Source organism: Bacillus horti, assembly GCF_030813115.1.
In the GTDB taxonomy this organism is placed as follows: Bacteria; Bacillota; Bacilli; order Caldalkalibacillales; family JCM-10596; genus Bacillus_CH; species Bacillus_CH horti.
The window spans coordinates 323754-341598 of record NZ_JAUSTY010000002.1; the positions used below are offsets into that span (position 1 = coordinate 323754).

Sequence of the window (17845 nt, forward strand, 5' to 3'; positions counted from 1 at the left end):
ATGGCAGAGATCAAAACAAGAAAAGAAATTATTGAGCAGGCAGAAAAGCTAGCTAAAATGATTGCCGCTTCAAAAGAGGTAGATTTTTTCAAGCAAGCCGAGCAGCAAATTAAAAATAATGATAAGGTACAAAATCTCATTCAGGTGATTAAATTTAAGCAAAAGCAGGCTGTTAATGCCGATCACTTTGAAAAGGATAAAGCCTTGCAGGATTTTGAGAAATCTTTAGATCAATTAAACACTGAGCTTGACGAGATTCCTGTAGTTCGTGAGTTTAAGCAATCACAGCAGGAGGTTAACGCTCTATTACAAATGATTACAAACATCATTTCTAATAAGGTAACTGATGAAATTATTATTTCTACTGGAGGAGACCCTCTATCAGGCAAAACGGGTGGAAGAAATGATTCAAGCTGCCCGATAGGATAAGATAATTTCATCAAATAGTCTTGCTTATTTCTAAAAAACAGGCGCACACACAGTATGCTAGGCATATGATAAGGTATCATTGTGCTTCTAGTGAGAGAAAGAAAGCTTCGGATTCACATTGAAATTCGAAGCTTTTTTTGCACCCTAGACGTATGTCCTGCATACAATTAACTGAACGCGATGTTTGGAGGAGGTAAGCAACGATATGTCTCATACAGAAAAAGACGTTCAATGTCGTGAGATTATTACCAAAGCAGTTTGCGGTAAAGGACGTAAGTTTTGCCAGGCAACCCATACCGTCACGCCGTCACACTCCCCAACCAGTATATTAGGATGTTGGATTATCAACCATACCTATACAGCTGAAAAGGTGGGTGACACCGTGGAGGTAAGTGGATCCTATGATATTAACGCATGGTACTCCTACAGCAACAATACAAAAACAGAGGTTGCTACAGAAAATGTTTCATATTGCGATAGTATCCCACTTACCATTGAGGATAAAAACGTTCTAGACCAAGGTTTAGAGGTTTTTGCCAAAGCAACACAACAGCCTACTGCATCTGAAGCGACAATCTCAAGCTCAGGAAATTCAATTCTTGTTCAAGTAGAAAGAGACTTCTATGTAGAGATTGTTGGAGAAACAAAAATTTGTGTGATGGTTTGCCCTCATGGCTGTGATGATGATGACAAAGAGTTTGGTTTTGGTGACGATGAAGATGATGGCTTTGAAGAACTTGATTCAGATTTTTTTATTGATGACCTAGATTAAAGTGGAGGTATTTTTACCTCCTTTTCTTTTTGTCTAAATGGGAAAAAAGTATTTTTACTTTTCCGATTTATGCTTTCTTTTTTTGGATGCTCCATTCTCTATTTGGACGGTTAGTTAAGCCCTTGTCGTTGCACTTCTCTGCTTGTCCACGCATACGCTGGTAGAAGTGAAAGCCTATAAAGGAAAACAAGGAGCCTATACAGTATGAGAGTGTATCAAAGACCTGGAACAGAGGCTGAAAAAGATATCGAAGCAAAGATATTGAGCATAAATGGGATACCTCGGTATTCTTCACGGCGAAAAAGGAGTAGAAAGTATCGCTTTTATATTTATCATTTTGAGGTAATTGGTCTTTTTCACAACACTACAAGCATAGAAGCTCAACCTTGGCTTAAGGAAAAATCAAAGCAAAAGGAACGCTGGGCTCGGATTAGCGCCAACAAATTAAGCAAAGAGGTTCTAAAAGCAAAGAAGTTGGCTTTACGAACCTTATACATTTTAGGATACGATTTGGGTATGGTTGAGGTCAGTGTTCATGCCTCTGCTCCACAATATACGATTTCAAAAATTTTTTATCATGAGGCTGTAGCTAAAGAGCTGCAAAGTCAATTGGAGAAAAATAGAAAAAGTGAGGAAGAAAAAAGTATCAGCTTTGGGGGACAAACCTCTATGTTAGGTGCTGATCTTGAGGTAGCTCTAAGATCTACAAATGGGAAGTTTGTTCTAGCATCAAAATATTTTACCAAAAAAGGAAGGGTGGGTCATGATGCTATCTGGCTAAAAGGCCAACGTAGTAGCTATCCCCTTGTGGAATTACGCCCTGAACCGAGTAATTGTCCTAGAACCTTATTTAAAAACATCCGCAGTTGCCTAAAAAAAGGGGTTAAAAAGGTCAATAGTTCTTCAATTCAATGGCTTGCTGGTGGATGCCCATTAAAAAATTATCCTATCGGAGGACATATTCACTTTAGCAAAATAGCCTTAACTCCACATTTTATACGAGTATTAGATAACTACCTGGCATTACCACTTCGTTGCCTAGAAAGCAAAGAATCAATAGCACGGAGACCCAAGTACGGGTATTTAGGTGACTATAGAGAGCAATATCATGGAGGTTTTGAGTATCGCACACCGCCTAGCTGGATCACTCATCCAAGAATCGCCAAAGGCGTGCTTTGCTTAGCGAAGGTTTTGACGAAGGAGCAAAAGAATCTTAACTGGTTTCCTCTGAATAGCGAGGAGGTACAGTTGAGCTTTTATAAGGAAGATACAGAAGGATTATATCCGATTGTTAAAAACGTTTGGAGTCAGCTTCAAGCAACAACAACGTACGAGGCGTATGCTGAGGAGCTAAATTCCTTCTATGAGTTAATTGAACAGAGATATGTATGGGATGAGTTTGCAGATATCCGAGCAGCATGGGCTATTTCCCCATATTCAGCTAAAAACATGGTATAATCAAAGGAAATTGGGCTCTCAATGTGGGATGTCAATTAGAATTTTTTATCAGCAGAATTGAACTTTTTTCACAGTAATGGAGGAAGCTATCCATGACAACAACGTATACACCCATGATTCAACAATATTTAGGAGTAAAAGCGGATTATCCTGATGCTTTTTTGTTTTTTCGTTTAGGAGACTTTTATGAGATGTTTTTTGAGGATGCTGTGCTAGCGTCCAGAGAGCTAGAAATTACATTAACCAAAAGAGCAGGAGGGGGAGAGGATAAGATTCCCATGTGTGGCGTTCCTTATCATTCTGCCTCCCAATACATACGGAAATTAATTGAAAAAGGCTACAAGGTGGCTATTTGTGAGCAGGTTGAAGATCCAAAAGAGGCTAAAGGTGTCGTGAGACGTGAGGTTGTTCAGGTCATTACACCAGGTACCCTTATGGAAGATAGTATGCTTAAGGATCGAGAAAACAATTTTATTTTATTTTTGGCTAAGCATGAAGATAGGTTTGCCTTAGTGGCCTGTGATCTATCTACCGGGGAAGTAAGCGCTACTCAAGCGAGTGAATTACAAACTTTGGCAGAGGAAGCTCAGCCATATAATGCGGCAGAAATTGTATTAGGGGAAGGCTTTAGTACGGCTGATCAGCAGCAGGTAAAAAGCTATTGTCCACAAAGCTCTGTTGGATTTACTGCTGAACGTGGGCAAAGACATGCTATTCCTATATCTAAAACTGACGAGGTCACTTCACAGAAGGAAGCTGAAGGTCAGGTAGAGAACCTCCTTTCTGCTATACCAAAGCAGCAGCAAACAGGAGCTATCATTCAATGCGTACAGCTTTTGCAAAGCTATTTAGAGGATACTCAAAAGCGTTCCGTTGGACATTTACAGCCTGTTCAGCTTTATCAAACCCATAGCTTTCTGCACCTTGATCCGTCCTCTAGACGTAATCTGGAGCTGACAGAAACGATAAGAGCTCAGTCTAAGAAAGGCTCTTTGCTATGGCTATTAGATGAAACATCTACGGCTATGGGAGGACGACTAATCAAAAAGTGGATTCAGCGTCCTTTAATGGATCAGAAGCTAATAGATGAGCGTTTAGATGCGGTCCAGCTTTTTCTGGATCATGCCTTAGAGCGTGAGGAGCTTATGCAGCTTTTGGATGAGGTATATGATTTAGAGCGTCTAGCGGGGAGAGTTTCCTATGGAAATGTAAATCCTAGAGATGTCGTACAGCTGCGCCGTTCGTTAAAGGCTGTTCCCGAAATTACAGCTTTGTTGAATCAGCTACCAGGGTCATATATTCAAGAGAAGCTGTCTAAGCTTGATCCGTGTACTGAGCTGCTAGAGCTGTTAGAGGGTTCTGTACTGGACGAGCCTCCGATTAGTGTGAAGGATGGAGGAATCTTTAAGCAAGGCTATCATGAGGAGCTAGATCGCTTGCTAGAGGCAAGTCGGAATGGCAAGCAATGGATTGCCGACCTAGAAGCGACAGAACGTGAAAAGACAGGAATTAAATCGTTGAAGGTAGGCTTTAATAAGGTATTTGGCTATTATATTGAGATCACAAGAGCGAACCTACACGCGCTCCATGATGAAAGGTATGAAAGAAAGCAAACCTTAGCGAATGCCGAACGATATATTACTCCTGAGCTTAAGGAAAAAGAAGCGCTAATTCTAGAGGCCAATGATCGACTGATGGTACTTGAGTATGAGCTGTTTGTAGAGCTAAGGCTAAAAATTAATCAATATTTACTGCGTTTGCAGGCTTTAGCGGAGGGGATTGCTCAGCTTGATGTACTTGGTTCATTTGCCAGAGTGAGCGAGAAGTTCCAGTACACGCGTCCACATTTTAATTCTGATCGACTCTTGTCTATTGAAGATGGGCGTCATCCAGTTGTGGAGAAGGTTCTAGGTGAATCTACTTTTGTGGCTAACGATGTAAGGATGGATACAGAGGCTAGACAAATTCTTTTACTCACAGGTCCTAATATGGCAGGAAAAAGCACGTATATGCGTCAGACTGCCCTGATTGTAGTCATGGCTCAAATCGGTTGTTTTGTTTCTGCTAAGCGTGCCAAGCTCCCGGTCTTTGATCAAATTTTCACTAGAATTGGAGCTGCTGACGATTTAGTTGGTGGTCAAAGTACATTTATGGTAGAAATGATGGAGACTAAGCGTGCCATTACTAAAGCGACTGCGGACAGTCTGATTTTACTCGATGAGATCGGCAGAGGAACGTCAACGTATGATGGGATGTCTTTAGCTCAAGCGGTCGTTGAATATATCCAGGAGCATGTGCAAGCCAAAACGCTATTTTCCACGCACTATCATGAATTAACTGGACTTGAACAGCAATTAGCTGGCCTAACGAATATCCACGTCGCCTGTTCTGAACGTGAAGGTAGGGTTATTTTCCTGCATAAGGTTAGGGAAGGGAAAGCTGATCGTAGCTATGGAATCCATGTTGCTCAATTAGCTGAGATGCCTTCTACGGTTATTCGTCGTGCTCAGGAAATCCTTAGTGTTTTGGAGGGGCAAAATCAAGTAGCTTCAAGTCTTGATGAACGAACAGATCAAGGCTGGGAAAGTGGCAGCAGTAGTGAGAATGAAGTAAGAAATCCAGAGAAGGCAATGCAATCCTCTCAGGAGAAACAAAAACAATCCTCACAAGAAAAGCCATTGCAAACCACTCAGGAGAAACAAAAACAATCCTCAGAAATAACTGCTGTTGAACAAATGCAATTTCAATTCGGTCTAGAAGGAGAAGAGCAGCAGGTGTTATCTCAGCTTAAGGAGACGAATTTATTGACCATGACTCCATTAGCCGCTTTAAATTTGCTTTATGAGCTACAGGAGCAACTTAAAAGTAGTAAAAAGTGAAAAATTCTAGAGGATGTTACTTAAAGATTAAATTAGAGTAAAATCGTATTACTCAGAATACGGACTATATAATAAAGCTGAGGTGAGTAGTTGTGGCTAAGATCGAAATTATGGATGAATATCTTTCCAATAAAATAGCGGCAGGTGAAGTGATCGAACGCCCTGCCTCTGTTGTTAAAGAACTGCTTGAAAATGCAATTGATGCCGGGAGTACGAGAATTGAGATCATCATTGAAGAGGGTGGACTGTCTAGGATTAAGATCATCGATAATGGTCATGGAATGGAACGGGCTGATGCTACGATGGCCTTCGCTAGACACGCTACGAGTAAGCTGAAGAGTGATAAACAGCTATTTCAGATTATGACATTGGGTTTTAGGGGAGAGGCTTTACCGAGTATTTCTTCTGTTTCCCATGTGACCTTGCAAACCTGGGACGGTGAAGAGGCTGTAGGGACTGAAATTCAATTAGAGGGTGGTAAGGTTATTCACGTTGAGGACGCGCCACTACGTAAGGGTACACGGATTGAAGTGACACAGCTTTTTTATAATACTCCAGCTCGTTATAAATACTTAAAATCAATTCATACGGAGCTAAGTCATATTACGGATTATGTAAACCGTTTGGCTTTAGCCCACCCACATATCGCTTTTATTTTAACGCACAATGGACGTGAGCTGCTTTCAACGAATGGTAAGGGAGAAGTCTTGCAGGTTCTTGCAGCGATTTATGGACCAAGCATAGCAAAGCAAATGATCCCTTTTTATGCTCAGGATATTAACTATACGGTTAATGCCTATCTTGGGAAACCAGAGCTGACTCGCTCCAATCGCCAGTATATTTCTGTGATTATTAACGGACGGTATTTAAAGAATTATGCGATTAGCCAAGCGATCCTTCGTGCTTACCATACGTTGTTGCCTATAAACCGCTATCCTATTGTCCTCCTTTCGATTGAGATGGACCCTAGCTTACTCGATATCAACGTTCATCCAGCAAAGCTTGAAGCAAGATTAAGCATGGAGACGGAGCTGGCTGATTGGCTTGAGAAGGAATTGAAGAATACGCTTCATCAAGCACAATTAATTCCTACACCCCTGCAGCAGTTGAAGATTAAGCAGCCAGTAGTGATTCAAGAAAAGCTTGACCTTCGTTTACCTCAGAGAGAATGGGGGAATCCGGCGAATACTCCAAAGGTTGATGGGTCAGGGTTAGGTAGGTCTATCCTTGATAAGGATAAAACAGAAGCCGCCGGAGGAGCAACTAGTGGATTAAGGAGTACCCTGATGGGGGAAGAACAGACGGAGCAGATTGAGGAAAACGGGAATATTGATGAGTTGCAGGATCAAATAGGATCGGAAGGTATGAATGATCTTAAAGATCATGTAGAGGATAAGGATGAAAAGACGGATTCTGCGCATTATAAGCAAGTTCATGAGTTCGTACAAGATAAGAGAATACATGATGAGCAGCATGAAAACGCTGGTGACAGGACGTATGAAGCTGATGACAAGACATATGGTGCTGATGGGAAGACGCATGCAGTTGATCGAAAGACTGGGAATAAAGCAGATCATGATTTAGCCCGTAAAGCAGACCATAAGGCTGATGGAGAAACGTATACGGAGTCAGAGCAGACTAAAGCTAAGATTCCTCTATTAGCTCCTTTAGGACAGCTCCATGGGACATATATTTTAGCTCAAAATGAACAAGGCTTGTATATGATTGATCAGCATGCGGCACAAGAGAGAATCTGGTATGAGCATTTTTATCAGAAATTAAATGAGCCTAGTCAGGAGATTCAAGAGCTGCTGATCCCTTTTGTTCTAGAGTTTACGGCTGGAGAGGATCAGTTGCTTCAAGAACATCTGTCCTTTTTAGAGCATATAGGTCTAACGTTTGAGGAATTTGGACATCATTCATATAGACTACGTTCTCATCCTAACTGGTTTCCAGACGGTGAGGAAGAAGGATTGGTGCGTGAAATCCTAGATTTGATCACTCAGCAGAAAAAACAGCTAGAGTGGATCTATTTTAGGGAAAAAGTAGCGATTATGATGTCCTGTAAGCAGGCGATAAAGGCTAATCATTATTTGACCTATGGGGAGATGGAGGCCTTACTTGAGCAGCTTAGAATTTCTTCTAATCCGTTTACATGTCCTCATGGGCGCCCTATCACGGTGCTGTTAAGTACGTATGATATTGAGAAAATGTTTAAAAGAGTGATGTCATGATTGTTACGACAAGTGCTAGAAGGCAGGAAGAGCTCATCGAAGAGGCTCAGGAGGTAGCTATGGAGTTGAAGGCTACTTTTGTTCCTCGGGGAAAGAGATCTGTGGAAGGAATTTTAAAGAAATACGTAAATGAAGATGTTTTGCTTGTTACCAAGGATGGTTTAAAGCTTGTACAGCAAGAACAGGAGAGTCCTCACCATCAAGCTGGAGATGAGGCTCCAAGCTCTTTACAGGAGCCTTTCTTTTTTCATCCAAGCTCGGCTATGTTTCGCTTAAAAAGACTTCTTCGGGGAGAGCAAGATCCTTTTATAGAGGCAACGGGTTTAAAGCGAGGGGATTCCATATTAGATGCTACTTTGGGGCTAGCGTCAGATGCTATCATCGCTGCCTTTACTGTAGGTGAGCAAGGGAAAGTAGTTGGAGTAGAGTCTAATCCAGTTTTAGCTTTTATGGTCGCGAAAGGCTTACAGTCTTGGGAAACAGATAGTGTAGAGTTGAAGGAAGCGATGGCACGTGTGGAGGTTATACAGGCAGATCATATGCCATTCTTAGCTAGCTGTCCTGATCGATCCTTTGATGTTGTCTATGTAGACCCGATGTTTGAATCAAGTGTTGCTTCATCAACAGGTTTATCTGGATTAAAACGGTTCGCTAATTATGCTCCTTTTTCCAAGGAGGCATTGCAGGAAGCGAAAAGGGTAGCTAGGAAGCGTGTGGTGATGAAGGAGTCCAGCTATAGTGCAAGATTTGAGGAGCTGGGCTTTACGGCTATAGAGCGCAAGTATGCATCTCATTGGTTTGGCGTTATTGAGTTATAGATGCAAAGAAGTATTAAGTCAATGAAAGAATAATTGAAAGATAAATGCAAAATAAATATAAGATAAATGCAAATAAATAACTGATTGATTAATGGGTTTTAAAACGTATTCTGAAGTATAGAAACCAAGAATATAGGTAACTAGAAGTAACAGATGGAGTAGATGCTATGAAGCAGCCGTTAGTGAGTATCATCGGACCAACCTCAGTAGGAAAGACAGATTTAAGCATACATATAGCTAAAAGGCTTCAAGGGGAAATTATCTCTGGAGACTCGATGCAGGTGTATAAAGGAATGGATATAGGAACCGCAAAGGTAACACAGGAGGAGATGCAGGAAGTTCCCCACCATCTCATTGATATCCTTGAGCCTAATGAGAGCTTTTCTGTGTCAGATTTCCAATCGTTAGCTTCGGAAAAAATTTCGGAGATTTGCGAGCGCGGCAAGGTTCCTATTTTAGTAGGGGGGACTGGACTTTACGTTCAGTCAATTACTCATGGCTTTTCCTTTGCCGAAAATGGTAATAATGATATAATAAGAAAAAAATGGAATGATTACTTAGAGGAACACGGAGCAGATGCGCTGTACGAGCAAATACAGCAAAGAGATCCGGAGTTCGCTAAGACTCTTCATCCTAATAATGCTAGAAGAGTGATAAGAGCTTTGGAGGTTCTAGAGGTGACGGGCCAAAGCATGGCTCAATTTCAGGGAGATTGGCAAAATGAATCCCCTTATCAGTTGGTTATGCTAGGTTTGACTATGGATCGCGAAAAGCTTTATCAGCGTATTAATCGCCGAGTCGATCAAATGCTTCAGGATGGACTAATTGAAGAGCTGCAAGGCTTGCTTGAGCAAGGAGTCCCTTTATCAGCTCAATCGTTTCAAGCGATTGGATACAAAGAGATTATGCCTTATCTAAAAGGGGAATGTACAAAGGAGGAGGCTGTCGACCTTTTAAAGAGAAATACACGGCGTTTCGCTAAGCGTCAGCTCACTTGGTTTAGGCGCGTCTCTGAAATTACTTGGTTTGATGTCACTGATTTATCTCAGTGGTCAGGTACAAAAGAAAGAATTACTGAATATGTGAAGGAAAGTTTAAGTCAATGACGAATATAAATAAATATAGTATAAATGAGGAGGCAGCTTTTCATGAAACAATCTATTAATATTCAAGATACGTTCCTGAACCAGATTAGAAAAGAGAACATTCCTGTAACCGTGTATTTATTAAACGGTTTTCAGTTACGAGGCTTTATCAAAGCTTTTGATAATTTCACCATTGTCATTGATAGTGAAGGTAAGCAGCAGCTTGTGTATAAGCACGCTATTTCTACCTTTACTCCAGCAAGACCTGTTTCCTTAATGCCTGAGCAGCAGGATTAGTCAGCTAGATCAGCTTTTTTAAGTATCAGCATATTTGATGCTTTATAAGAAGGTCGGTGCTACAATAGGTGTAGGGAACCTTGGACATTCCTGACCTTTAAGCAAGGTTAAATGTTAACTAAATTAAATGTAGAAGTACGTTTAATGATCTGTACTTATTAGCTTTAAGAGCTAAATACATGTTAAACAAAGGTCTGAGGAACTCTAAGGAAGAAAATATATGTAGTATTCTTGGAGGGATATATCTTGAATATGTTTTTTAATAATTATATGGAATCAATGATACAGCCAATGAGGGATGAACTGACTCAGCATGGCTTTAAAGAGCTTTTGACACCAGAAGAGGTAACAGAGGCGTTTGAAGGTTTAGAGGGTACGTCGTTGGTTGTTGTGAACTCTGTATGTGGTTGTGCAGCAGGTTTAGCGCGTCCAGGAGCTGTTGCTTCCTTACAGCATGACAAGAAGCCTGATCATATTTTGACGGTTTTTGCTGGTCAGGAAAAAGAAGCTACAGCTAAGGCAAGAGAATACTTTGAAGGATATCCACCTTCTTCTCCTTCGTTTGCTTTAATGAAGGATGGTAAAATCATGGGTATGGTGGAGCGTCATGAAATTGAAGACAACGATATCCATACGATTGTAAATAAGCTGACTACTTTGTATGATCAGCATTGTGAGTAATTAAATAATACTTAGACTGTGTAAATACGTGAAAGAGCTGTCCAAAATGTAGATTTTTACAAATGGACAGCTCTTTTTGGTTCAGATTTCATTTATATCTTATTTCTAACGGACATTTTTGACCCTTGGAGAGCAATTTTTACATTGTTGGATCTCTAGCGGTCATTTTCGACCGTTAGAACGAATAATTCAGTGATTTGGGTCAGAAATGAATGGCTAAGTTGCAATTATGACCGTTAGAGAGTTCAAAGCTCAAAATTAGGCTTTTAAGGTGCAATTATGACCGTCAGAGAATTAATGCAGTTGTGCCCAAGGCAGAGCCTTGATGAATCCCCCTTATCGCCGTTTCCAGTCGTGGTATAAAGACGTTTAAAAGGGGCTATTGATAAATTAGCTTTTTACACCGCGTTAAGTCCTTGTTTCAGTTCATCAGTGGAATTTTCCCACATTTGTTCGTTAAAGCCTTTGAGGAACTCAGCCAATATGTTTTTGGATTTGTCGTCCATGAAATCGACCATGATTTTCCGTTTCAGTGACTTATCCATTTTGTTAACATGCTCAGCTAGATTTTTATAGCCTCTACGGATCTCTTCATCAACTGTGAATTCACACGCGGTTACTCCTGCATAGTAAGGACCTTTTGGTGAACGTTCAATAGCAACCCATACCATCCAGAAAGGTCGGCCATTAGGAACCTCCTCTTTGTTAGGAAGGAACTTAATTCTCTTCTCTATAGCACTTCTTGCATGCATGGCTCCCATGTCTACGACTGCCGTTCCTTCTTGAACATCAATGATCACAGGTGAAATATTGTCCAAGCTTAGGGTTCCCACTCCAAAACCACCGTGTCCGCTTGTTGAATCACCACTGAGGATGGTGAAGCTTTGTGTGGTTTTCTTTTTTTCAGTGCCTTGTTCATTATTTTTATTATTGTTGTTTACGTCCATGTTCATCTATCCTTTCTACTTCCGTCCAATACAAATTAATGCTATGATACAATATAACGAATAGGAACGTGGTTACTAAATCATTCCTTTTCTTTGTTCCTATCATACCATATTCAGGGGAAGCATGCATTTGAAGCACTCTTGATTTAGGCGATTTAGATGAGTTTAATTTAGTCAGTTATAGTAATTGAAGGAGGAAATAACATGCCATACGTAACAGTAAAGATGCTAGAAGGACGTACCGATGAACAAAAAAAGGCATTGGTGGATAAGGTGACTCAGGCTGTTCATGAAACAACGGCTGCACCGAAGGAGAAGATTGTTGTTTTTATTGAGGAATTGAATAAGAAGCATTATGCGATTGACGGTAAGCTTTTAAGTGAAGAATAGACAGTAGAATGAATGCTTAGTCGGGGTAAGACTGATTAGGTAAGCGAAATTCTTGTATCCTTTTATGAAAAGTTGTTATACTTTACTTATAGAAGCAATTCCTATTTATTGAACACTCCAAGATCAAAGGAGGGATAACTGATGATTACGATTACGGAAAATGCAAGCTCCAAAATAAAAGAGATGATTCAGAACGAGGAAGGCAATCCATTCCTACGTGTCGGAGTTAAAGAGGGTGGCTGTAGCGGCTTCTCATACGGTATGGGCTTTGATCCAGAAAAAAATGATACCGACACTGAGCTTGAACAGCATGGGATTAAAATTCTAATTGATGATTATAGTGAGCGTTTTATTAAAGGTACTGTTATCGATTACAAGGAATCGATGATGGGAGGAGGCTTTACGATTAATAATCCGAACGCAACGGTTTCATGTGGCTGTGGCTCTAGCTTTAGAACTGCTGAGGCTGAGGGTAAGCCTGCTGATTGCTAAGGATAGAGGGTTATTAACTGTTTGTGGAGTTAATGATTTGTAATCACTTAATACTATTGAACAACCCTACTTATAGCCTTTAGGGTTGTTACGATACACCTTTAATGGAATTTTGATAATCTGTTGGGGGTGTTTTTTGTTTTTTATGTGCTAAATGAAAGGAAATTATTGTTATAATAATAAAGTATGAGTACCCTGTTTTACTGGATGAACATTTGAATGTAAAGGGTGTGCAGTGACATGAAGAAGAATAGAAAAGGTAAAATGACAATACTGCTTTTATTGATCTTCCTAGGAGCTGTTTCAATTCTTTTATTTCAAAGTAAGGAGTATTCAGGATCTCAAAATCTGGACTAGTACTAGATAAACACAATAACCAAGGTGAATACACGATTATATTTAGGCAGCTATCTCATGATAATATAAATGGGTATGAGGATATTCTAATTGGGGTCAGGGAAGAAATGGTGTGGCATCTGATACAAGTAAATGAAACCTATTTTGTTAATACGAAAAGTATTAATCAAAGAACTCCATATCTCATTCAAATTGAACCAAATCCAGATTTCAAAGTGCTTTATGGCAGTATTCTTTTAGATGATTGATATTGATTCAGAAGTTGTAATTATTAGAGAAGTTTTACTAAAAACAAAACAAAACATAATATAAGATAAGGCATAAAGAGAGGGAAACAACATGTACAAAATCATAGATGGAGTTAAAGTATGGGGTGAGCCTCAGGATAACGCCGTATCCCAAGCCGTAACGTGTTCTATGCATGGAAATGTAGTGCAAACACTTTTGATGGCAGATCATCACAAAGGATATTCGCAGCCGGTGGGAGGTGTGGTTGTTTATGATGGTCAGATTTCCCCATCAGGTGTAGGGTATGATATTGCTTGTGGAAATAAGGCGGTTCGAACGAATTTAAAGCATGATCAAGTAAAAGATAGTTTACCAAGAATCATGGATCAGATTGCAAAGGGTATCTCTTTTGGTATTGGTCGCAACAATAATGAGAGAGTTGATCATGAGCTTTTTGATGATGAGGATTGGAATGTATATAAGCAAATTGGTGTTCATGAGCATGATGCATTGAAGGCGTTAGCAAGGAAGCAGCTAGGAACGGTTGGGAGTGGGAATCACTTTGTTGATATTTTTGTAGAGGAAGCTACGGGCGATGTATGGTTGGCTAATCATTTTGGAAGTCGTGGCTTTGGTCATAAGACAGCCAGTGGCTTTTTAAATCTAGCTAATGGCCGAAAATTTTCGGATAAAGCTCCTGGAGAGAGTATGGATCAAGCCCCAACTCTGCTAGACGTAAAAAGTGAATTCGGAGACATGTACCTTAAGGCGATGAATCTAGCTGGAAGATATGCGTATGCTGGACGAGATTATGTGATTGAGCAGGTGCTAGGAATATTAGGAGCTTTGCCTACCTTCGAGGTACACAATCATCATAACTTTGCTTGGAAAGAACAGCATGATGGCAAGGATGTTTACGTGGTGCGTAAAGGTGCCACTCCTTCTGCCCCGGATCAGCTAGGTTTTATTGGCGGAAGTATGGGGGATATCTCTGTTATAGTCAAAGGAAAGGACTCGCAGGAGAACAAAGAAGCTTTCTCTAGCACGGTTCATGGTGCAGGTCGAATTATGAGTAGAACGGAAGCGGCTGGAAGAATGAATTGGAAGACAAAAACTCGTTCTGGTGGTAAGGTTACTCCTAAGCAGATGGAGGAAGCTATAGATGCATATGGTGTAGAGCTTCGAGGTGCAGGGACAGATGAGAGCCCGTTTGTGTATAAAAAGCTAGCAACGGTTCTGGAGGCGCATAAGGAAACATTAGATGTGATGCATGTGCTTAAACCAATTGGAGTGTGTATGGCTGGGGCTAACGAATTTGATCCGTATAAGGATTAGGGTAAGCTCTGAGTAGATGCTTTAATTTGTGATTGATTATTAATATTAAATTGAACTGACTTGAAGACATTTTAATATCATTTACTTAATTAATAATGTGGGACGGTGTTCTGACGGAGAGGTGTGGTAGGAGATGAATTACTCTTATTTATATCTGCTGTTTTTGTACTATTTTAATTATAAAAGGGATTATTACGAGTGCCACGATGTCCTTGAGGAGCTTTGGTTTGAGACGCAGCGGGATCGGTTTTATCAGGGGCTTTTACAGGTTGCGGTTGGTTTGTATCACTATCGGTGGAATAATCCTAAAGGCTCCATTCTATTGTTTGAAGGAGCAGTGGAGAAGCTTCAGCCATATCCTGAATACATGAGAGGTATTCATGTGGGTAAAATACGAAAAGAAGCTGAAGAATATTTATACAAGCTGAGACAGCTAGAGGAGCATCCCTTTGATTTTTATGATTTAACGATTGATATAACAGATGAAGAGCTACAGCTAATGGTGGATTCTATTCACAAAGAGGTCGAGGAGAGGAGCTAAGAGCAATGGTTGTTTTTGAAGGAGATAAGGATTTCATCATGATGACTCAGCATGATCATGCCGATGCTTCCGCCCAATTTGCTAAAGGTCTTCCGGTAGAGTGGTTTGAAACAGAGCAGCATAGAAAGGATTTCTTATTTGCTGTTCAAGAGCATGACCGAGGATGGATTGATTTGGATCATACGCCTTTTTGGAATGATGAGCAGATGGCACCGTATTCTTTTATGGACTTTCCGATGAGACCAAAGCTTGCCTTCTATGAAAAAGGTGTGAATGAGGTTGAAGCGCAAAATCCTTTTGCTGCGTTATTGTGTAGTTTGCATTATGAATCTTTTTTTGATCTAGATGAAGAGGATGAAGCAATTCAGAACTACCTAGCCTTGGAGCAGGGGAGGCAGGAAAGGATAAGGGGGAAGCTTGAGGAGCAAGGAGTTGAGCTTGGGAGAATCCCTTATTATTTCAAACTGATTCAGCTTTGTGATAATGCCTCTCTTTATATTTGCTTGAATGAACCTGGTGTCACGAAAAATGATGAATTTCCTTGGTATCGGCAGGGCTTTAAGCAAAAGCTTGAAACTCTCAATCATGAGGTTATTGTTCCTGAGTGGTTATCAGTTGATACTGTTCGCTTGGCTCCATTTCCTTTGGCAAAAAAGATTGAGGTTCAGGTCCCTTATAAGCGAGTAGAGAAACATGAGATTGGGCGTTCTGGATTAGTAAAAGCCTATGAGAAAGCAGAGGTTGAGGTAAGGAAGGTTTGTTTTACGGCATAACTAATAAAATTTTCAGATCTTGAAAGAAACAATATTACTTTCAATTCAGACAGGTTCCTTTTAATCTGTCTTTTTTTTTTAACAAAAATCGAATTCTATTATTTCTACTAGCAGGAAAAAAGTAGTTATTTGTCGAAATGAATCTTTAAAAATTTGGAGGTGTAATTGTTGGAGAATGAGCTTGATTTCAGTAACTTCAAATCTGCTAAAAAATATATACAAGAATTAGAAAGTACGGTATGTTTAAAAAAAGATAGTTTGAAAAATATTGAAATATTGAAAGAGTCACTATGCAAAACTCACAGCTTAGATGAACTTACAACTTTAAAAATAAAAATAGAATCTGAATATGATATCTACAGTAAAGAAGCAACAAATGCTAAACAAATCCAAACAATAGTGTTAACCTCATTTATCACACTATTTGTTACCTTGATGATTTCTACATTTACAATTTTTTCGGAAGTTTCCAATAGTTTATTGGGGAATCTCCTTTCAGTTATTAGGGATAGCGGACAAATGAGTACAAACGATCTTGTAAACTTTACTGATGAAAAATCAAAAGAGTTAGTTCAACATCTAACATCTAATATTTTACCAATAGGTATGTTTTTAATAGCCTTTATTACTATAGAAAGTTTTATAATTTTGTGGTGGAAAAATAGAACTGTAAAAAAACATTGGGATATCTATTTTTATAAGGTGCTCCTTGAAGAGTGTATAAAAAGAAATCAAGACAAAGAGAAACTATTATAAATAACCATTAATAAAATCAGTTTAAAGGTGAACTTGCCTACCCTCAACTTAAGTTGAGGGTAGGTTTTTGATTATGATTAATTGATAGATCATAAATTTTACTCCCACTCAAACGGAGTTTCTTGATACACATAATAGTTCAGCCAATTCATAAATAAGAGGTGGGCATGGGAGCGCCAGGTATGTCTTGGTTTTTTCTCAGGATTGTTGTCCGGATAATAATGTACTGGTGGGTCGATTTGATCTTCCCTTTCAATATCTCTCATGTATTCTTCATGCAGGGTGTAGCAGTCATATTCGGGATGCCCGGATAGGAAGATATGCTTCCCGTTTTTTGAAGCAACGAGGTAAACTCCTGCTTCACTTGATTCAACTAGGATTTCTAAATCCTCAATCTCCTCTAGATCGTCATGTCTAACCTCCGTATACCTAGAGTGAGGAGCATAAAACTCTTCATCAAAGCCCCGCAACAGTCTATGGTGCTCCTGTAGCACTTGATGATCGTAAATGCCTGAAAGCTTTGCTCCACATTCATATTTAGGTACACCATAGTGGTAATACAGTCCAGCTTGGGCCCCCCAGCAAATATGTAGGGTAGATGTAACGTGAGTTTTAGACCATTCCATGATCTCCGTTAGCTCCTGCCAATAGGTAACCTGTTCAAATTCTAGCCGTTCTACTGGTGCCCCGGTAATAATCATACCGTCGTAGCGACGGTCTTTTATCTGTGAAAATGTTTGATAAAACTCCTTTAAATGCTCTTCAGAGGTCGTTTTCGGTGTGTGTGAATCTGGTCTAAGCAGGTCAACGTTAACCTGTATCGCTGTATTGCCAATAAGACGCATGATTTGGGTTTCTGTTTTAATTTTTTCCGGCATTAGATTAAGAATTAATATGTTAAGAGGGCGAATGTCTTGGCTCTCGGCTCTTTCTTTTGCCATGACGAAGATATTTTCTTGTTGTAGGATTCCTTTTGCAGGCAGCTTACTAGGCATATTGATGGGCATAATTTCCCCTCCAATTTATAGTATTGTTAACATATGTGTGACAATTTGAATAGGTTTATTTTTTAAGGATGAAAGTTTAAATAAATGTGGTTCATATGTATTAGCTTTCTACATGACTAATTTAAGAAGCTTGGTAGCTTGACGGAGCTTTTTTTCTAGCTACATAATTCCTTTTATTATAGTCAAGAAGGTTCAGAAAGTATAGGCTACTTATAAAATTAGCGAAACATAACTTAGATTATTCATAATAAAAAGGTTTTCCGATTGAGGAATATGCTAATCTAGTTCTTCAGTTTGGCTCTTAGAACAGAAGAGATAAGTTGTGTTTTCCAGCCTTATATGATTCCGTCAACATTTTTAGACCGA

At 39.7% G+C, this 17845-nt stretch carries 18 protein-coding genes; 16 read left to right on the top strand and 2 right to left on the bottom strand.

Going from position 1 to position 17845, the window contains the following annotated elements:
* From J2S11_RS03520 to J2S11_RS03560, 9 genes are all read left to right on the top strand, one after another.
* Positions 1-429, top strand: a complete 429-nt coding sequence (locus J2S11_RS03520) for a YlbF/YmcA family competence regulator (RefSeq protein WP_307390991.1) — start codon at positions 1-3, stop codon at positions 427-429.
* Positions 430-634: 205 nt separating this feature from the next.
* The gene (locus J2S11_RS03525; RefSeq protein WP_307390993.1) at positions 635-1201 is read left to right on the top strand and encodes an outer spore coat protein CotE; all 567 of its coding nucleotides are present in this window, start codon (positions 635-637) and stop codon (positions 1199-1201) included.
* Positions 1202-1405: 204 nt separating this feature from the next.
* The gene (locus tag J2S11_RS03530; protein ID WP_307390995.1) at positions 1406-2659 is read left to right on the top strand and encodes a putative amidoligase domain-containing protein; all 1254 of its coding nucleotides are present in this window, start codon (positions 1406-1408) and stop codon (positions 2657-2659) included.
* 92 nt (positions 2660-2751) lie between these two features.
* A complete protein-coding gene (gene mutS / locus J2S11_RS03535) occupies positions 2752-5538 on the top strand; it encodes a DNA mismatch repair protein MutS (protein WP_307390998.1) in 2787 nt (928 codons plus the stop codon).
* A gap of 92 nt (positions 5539-5630) precedes the next feature.
* Positions 5631-7772, top strand: coding sequence for a DNA mismatch repair endonuclease MutL (mutL, locus tag J2S11_RS03540; protein WP_307391000.1), 2142 nt, complete (start codon positions 5631-5633; stop codon positions 7770-7772).
* The gene (locus J2S11_RS03545) at positions 7769-8590 is read left to right on the top strand and encodes a class I SAM-dependent methyltransferase (RefSeq protein ID WP_307391001.1); all 822 of its coding nucleotides are present in this window, start codon (positions 7769-7771) and stop codon (positions 8588-8590) included. The genes mutL and J2S11_RS03545 overlap by 4 nt, the downstream gene beginning before the upstream one ends.
* A gap of 167 nt (positions 8591-8757) precedes the next feature.
* Positions 8758-9696, top strand: a complete 939-nt coding sequence (gene miaA, locus J2S11_RS03550) for a tRNA (adenosine(37)-N6)-dimethylallyltransferase MiaA (protein ID WP_307391004.1) — start codon at positions 8758-8760, stop codon at positions 9694-9696.
* 42 nt (positions 9697-9738) lie between these two features.
* The gene (gene hfq, locus J2S11_RS03555) at positions 9739-9972 is read left to right on the top strand and encodes an RNA chaperone Hfq (protein ID WP_307391007.1); all 234 of its coding nucleotides are present in this window, start codon (positions 9739-9741) and stop codon (positions 9970-9972) included.
* Positions 9973-10224: 252 nt separating this feature from the next.
* Positions 10225-10653, top strand: a complete 429-nt coding sequence (locus tag J2S11_RS03560; protein WP_307391099.1) for a BrxA/BrxB family bacilliredoxin — start codon at positions 10225-10227, stop codon at positions 10651-10653.
* A 398-nt stretch (positions 10654-11051) separates the two neighbouring features.
* Here J2S11_RS03560 and J2S11_RS03565 read toward each other — a convergent pair whose 3' ends face one another.
* Positions 11052-11600 (bottom strand): YwhD family protein, encoded by a 549-nt coding sequence (locus tag J2S11_RS03565; RefSeq protein WP_307391008.1) that lies wholly within the window; start codon positions 11598-11600, stop codon positions 11052-11054.
* A gap of 204 nt (positions 11601-11804) precedes the next feature.
* Here J2S11_RS03565 and J2S11_RS03570 point away from each other — a divergent pair, with 204 nt between their 5' ends.
* The 7 genes from J2S11_RS03570 to J2S11_RS03600 all read left to right on the top strand — a co-directional run bounded on the left by J2S11_RS03570 (position 11805) and on the right by J2S11_RS03600 (position 16472).
* The gene (locus J2S11_RS03570) at positions 11805-11990 is read left to right on the top strand and encodes a 2-hydroxymuconate tautomerase (RefSeq protein WP_307391010.1); all 186 of its coding nucleotides are present in this window, start codon (positions 11805-11807) and stop codon (positions 11988-11990) included.
* A 141-nt stretch (positions 11991-12131) separates the two neighbouring features.
* Entirely contained in the window at positions 12132-12482 is a 351-nt protein-coding gene (locus tag J2S11_RS03575) for a HesB/IscA family protein (protein ID WP_307391013.1), read from the top strand.
* Between the two features lie 464 nt (positions 12483-12946).
* Positions 12947-13087 (top strand): hypothetical protein, encoded by a 141-nt coding sequence (locus J2S11_RS03580; RefSeq protein ID WP_307391016.1) that lies wholly within the window; start codon positions 12947-12949, stop codon positions 13085-13087.
* 91 nt (positions 13088-13178) lie between these two features.
* Entirely contained in the window at positions 13179-14402 is a 1224-nt protein-coding gene (locus J2S11_RS03585) for an RtcB family protein (protein ID WP_307391019.1), read from the top strand.
* A gap of 133 nt (positions 14403-14535) precedes the next feature.
* Positions 14536-14943 carry a DUF309 domain-containing protein gene (locus J2S11_RS03590; RefSeq protein ID WP_307391022.1) on the top strand — a complete coding sequence of 136 codons (408 nt, stop codon included), beginning with the start codon at positions 14536-14538 and terminating at the stop codon, positions 14941-14943.
* 5 nt (positions 14944-14948) lie between these two features.
* The gene (locus J2S11_RS03595) at positions 14949-15716 is read left to right on the top strand and encodes a DUF3891 family protein (protein ID WP_307391024.1); all 768 of its coding nucleotides are present in this window, start codon (positions 14949-14951) and stop codon (positions 15714-15716) included.
* A gap of 168 nt (positions 15717-15884) precedes the next feature.
* A complete protein-coding gene (locus J2S11_RS03600; RefSeq protein WP_307391027.1) occupies positions 15885-16472 on the top strand; it encodes a hypothetical protein in 588 nt (195 codons plus the stop codon).
* Between the two features lie 98 nt (positions 16473-16570).
* On the opposite strand, the gene metA is transcribed toward J2S11_RS03600, so the two are convergent.
* Positions 16571-17479 carry a homoserine O-acetyltransferase MetA gene (gene metA / locus J2S11_RS03605; protein ID WP_307391030.1) on the bottom strand — a complete coding sequence of 303 codons (909 nt, stop codon included), beginning with the start codon at positions 17477-17479 and terminating at the stop codon, positions 16571-16573.
* Positions 17480-17845: the final 366 nt, after the last annotated feature.

Coding starts and splice junctions, on each gene's coding strand:
- J2S11_RS03520 (WP_307390991.1), top strand. CDS start 1: ATGGCAGAGATCAAAACAAGAAAAGAAATTATTGAGCAGGCAGAAAAG.
- J2S11_RS03525 (WP_307390993.1), top strand. CDS start 635: ATGTCTCATACAGAAAAAGACGTTCAATGTCGTGAGATTATTACCAAA.
- J2S11_RS03530 (WP_307390995.1), top strand. CDS start 1,406: ATGAGAGTGTATCAAAGACCTGGAACAGAGGCTGAAAAAGATATCGAA.
- mutS (WP_307390998.1), top strand. CDS start 2,752: ATGACAACAACGTATACACCCATGATTCAACAATATTTAGGAGTAAAA.
- J2S11_RS03545 (WP_307391001.1), top strand. CDS start 7,769: ATGATTGTTACGACAAGTGCTAGAAGGCAGGAAGAGCTCATCGAAGAG.
- miaA (WP_307391004.1), top strand. CDS start 8,758: ATGAAGCAGCCGTTAGTGAGTATCATCGGACCAACCTCAGTAGGAAAG.
- hfq (WP_307391007.1), top strand. CDS start 9,739: ATGAAACAATCTATTAATATTCAAGATACGTTCCTGAACCAGATTAGA.
- J2S11_RS03560 (WP_307391099.1), top strand. CDS start 10,225: ATGTTTTTTAATAATTATATGGAATCAATGATACAGCCAATGAGGGAT.
- J2S11_RS03565 (WP_307391008.1), bottom strand. CDS start 11,600: ATGGACGTAAACAACAATAATAAAAATAATGAACAAGGCACTGAAAAA.
- J2S11_RS03570 (WP_307391010.1), top strand. CDS start 11,805: ATGCCATACGTAACAGTAAAGATGCTAGAAGGACGTACCGATGAACAA.
- J2S11_RS03575 (WP_307391013.1), top strand. CDS start 12,132: ATGATTACGATTACGGAAAATGCAAGCTCCAAAATAAAAGAGATGATT.
- J2S11_RS03580 (WP_307391016.1), top strand. CDS start 12,947: ATGGTGTGGCATCTGATACAAGTAAATGAAACCTATTTTGTTAATACG.
- J2S11_RS03585 (WP_307391019.1), top strand. CDS start 13,179: ATGTACAAAATCATAGATGGAGTTAAAGTATGGGGTGAGCCTCAGGAT.
- J2S11_RS03590 (WP_307391022.1), top strand. CDS start 14,536: ATGAATTACTCTTATTTATATCTGCTGTTTTTGTACTATTTTAATTAT.
- J2S11_RS03595 (WP_307391024.1), top strand. CDS start 14,949: ATGGTTGTTTTTGAAGGAGATAAGGATTTCATCATGATGACTCAGCAT.
- metA (WP_307391030.1), bottom strand. CDS start 17,479: ATGCCCATCAATATGCCTAGTAAGCTGCCTGCAAAAGGAATCCTACAA.